At 57.7% G+C, this 2,191-nt stretch carries 4 protein-coding genes; all 4 read right to left on the bottom strand.

Annotation, left to right across the window (positions count from 1 at the left end):
• On the bottom strand, positions 1–208 hold a 208-nt coding region (locus BSR28_RS09215; protein WP_233120645.1), incomplete at its 3' end, for an ssDNA-binding protein.
• Between the two features lie 2 nt (positions 209–210).
• Complete coding sequence (locus tag BSR28_RS08660; RefSeq protein WP_073713967.1) at positions 211–1,365, bottom strand: DUF2800 domain-containing protein; 1,155 nt, start codon at positions 1,363–1,365, stop codon at positions 211–213.
• Positions 1,365–1,814: a hypothetical protein gene (locus BSR28_RS08655; protein ID WP_073713966.1), complete on the bottom strand. Its 450-nt coding sequence runs from the start codon at positions 1,812–1,814 to the stop codon at positions 1,365–1,367. The genes BSR28_RS08660 and BSR28_RS08655 overlap by 1 nt, the downstream gene beginning before the upstream one ends.
• Positions 1,811–2,056 carry a hypothetical protein gene (locus tag BSR28_RS09150; RefSeq protein WP_198928959.1) on the bottom strand — a complete coding sequence of 82 codons (246 nt, stop codon included), beginning with the start codon at positions 2,054–2,056 and terminating at the stop codon, positions 1,811–1,813. Before BSR28_RS09150 ends, BSR28_RS08655 begins: the two co-directional genes overlap by 4 nt.
• Positions 2,057–2,191 lie beyond the last annotated feature (135 nt).

The raw sequence follows: 2,191 nt of genomic DNA, 5'->3' as shown, positions 1-2,191 counted from the left end.
TTTTGCCGCCGAACTTACCCACGCCCTCCTTGATTGCGGCATCGATAGCCGCCTGAATCTTATTCAGTGTGTCAGTGTCGGTTTTAGGGATGATGATCGAGGCCGAATACTTCGGCTTACTACCCTGAATGCTCTTGGGCTCCCAGCAGTTCAAGTACGAAAGACGCACGATGCCGGTCATCACGATCTTGGGATCATTGCTTGTCATTGTTATTCTCCTTCAGGATTGTTGTCAGTGTTTACAGGGGTGAACTCATCAACCGCCGTAGCAACAGTGAGTTCGGGTCGTGGGTCAGTAGCTGGCACCAGGGATGGTTTGCCCGCTGGTTTGGTGACTAGGTCAGCGAAGAGGGTCTGGAAGGTTTTCTTGCCCACCTGCTTTTCCAAAGCGGCCGGGCTCTTGAGCTTCTTCTCGAAAACCTCCAGGCCTTGGGTTTCACCGATGGCTGCCACTGCCGTCTCGTCTGTGTATTTGCGTAAGGCGCGGCCGGCGACCACCTTGAAGCCCTCAAACCGAATACCCTGGTTGAGCACCGCGCTTAGGGCGTAGGACTGGATGTCGCCAGCCCATTTGGTCAGTGCCGGGATTCGGGTGAGGATGTCCGCGATTTCCTCGTTGGTAAGGGTGTCGGGCTTAGCGAACTCGAACTTGGCAAGCTCTAACTGGGCCTCGGCGCGGGCGCGGCAGACGTTTTTCGCCTTGCAGTACCCACACCACTCCCCCGCCCGATACTCACCCTCACCAGCCAGTGCCTTCACAGCCGCAGGCTGGATAACCTCCACTGCCCACTGCTCGAGTGCGTGAGTGGTGATGGTTTCTGAGAGCACCGCGCCGCGCCGGGGTTGGAAGATGGTGGCGCGCACCTGGGTGAAGTCGTAGAGCATCCCATAGGCCCGGAAAGCACCCAGGGCGTAGAGCCTTAACTGTGGGTTGCCTTCGGCCTGGACTGGCTTGAACCCGTACTTGAAATCAATGACCTCAAGGACCGGCTGGTTCAGGATGATGCAGTCGGCAGTCCCAAAAGACCCCGCCACATCAGCCGACAAATCCAGCTCTTGTTCCACCATCACCCGCGCACCAGGGAACTCCTGCCTAGCCAAGGCAAGACGTTCAAGCACGTAGGCGACGTAGTCATCCGTATGCTCTTCCATCTCCCCATCAACCAGGTCCGAGTCTGGCCGCAGTTTTGGATGCTGGTGAAGGGCTCGGCGCAGTTTATGCTCAGCCAACGCGTGAGCCACTGTTCCATCCCTAGTGGCGTCCGTATCCTCATTAGGAAACTGGGACTCCAAAGCCAGGGACTTAGTGCAGTTAGTCCACTTGTGAGCACCCGAGGGTGAGGCTTTTGCGTGACGATCAGGCATCAGACCAACTCCCTGGCCTTAGCCAGCAGCCACCCATAATGCTCAGGTGCTACCTCGGAGAGTTTTTCCACGCCGGTCTGGCGAATCAGATCCCGCACCTGATCGGTATGACCCGCGTGGGAAATATCAGCCAACTGCCCGCGCAACTCATCCAAAGACAAAACCGGAGCAGCAGACTCAGCCACAGGAGCTTCGGTAGAGGTGCCTTTTGCTGCTTCAGACTTGGGTTCTTCGGCTGGCGGGTCTTCCATCGGAAGTTCCTCAACAGCCTCAGTGACAGATGCTGGGTTTTCCAACCTCGCGGCCGCGATAGGCCGCTCACCAGGCATGCCGGCGTGGTCTTCGATCCCATCCCACGCCATATCCTCCAAAGCAGCACCAATGGTGGTAGCGGCTTCGGCCAACTGGTTCAGGCCGTGAATCAACTTATTCGCACTACGGACGTTCATGCCGCATCACCACCATCAGCCATGACACCAACCGCTTTGGCGAGAGCGGTCAGGTCCTCATCCACTGTGGTGACCGTGATGTCCTTGAGCGCATCCCCAGGGGTAAGCAGCATCAACTCCCGCACATCCCCGAACAAGAACCGCAGCACCCGCTCACGGATACCCAGGCGTTTGGCGCGTAATACCTTGCCGCGCACGCTCGGATGATTCGTACTCACCCGGACTTTCAACTTCTGTGCCATCTGGCAACTCCCATATCTCCTTGAGCAAGGGAGCCTCGAACCATTCCCACCACAGCGGTGGGCGGTCGTCCCTTGCATAAGGAGGGCTTCCAGACACCCGGGTTTATAACCCCCACAGTTGCGGTTCATGACAGC

It is taken from the genome of Boudabousia liubingyangii (assembly GCF_001907245.1).
In the GTDB taxonomy this organism is placed as follows: domain Bacteria; phylum Actinomycetota; class Actinomycetes; order Actinomycetales; family Actinomycetaceae; genus Boudabousia; species Boudabousia liubingyangii.
Note: the sequence above shows the minus strand (reverse complement) of the source record. Positions and strands in the feature narration are given on the sequence as shown.

Excerpts from the sequence above, each read along its gene's own strand:
- BSR28_RS08660 (WP_073713967.1), bottom strand. The coding sequence starts at position 1,365 with ATGCCTGATCGTCACGCAAAAGCCTCACCCTCGGGTGCTCACAAGTGG.
- BSR28_RS09150 (WP_198928959.1), bottom strand. The coding sequence starts at position 2,056 with ATGGCACAGAAGTTGAAAGTCCGGGTGAGTACGAATCATCCGAGCGTG.
- BSR28_RS08655 (WP_073713966.1), bottom strand. The coding sequence starts at position 1,814 with ATGAACGTCCGTAGTGCGAATAAGTTGATTCACGGCCTGAACCAGTTG.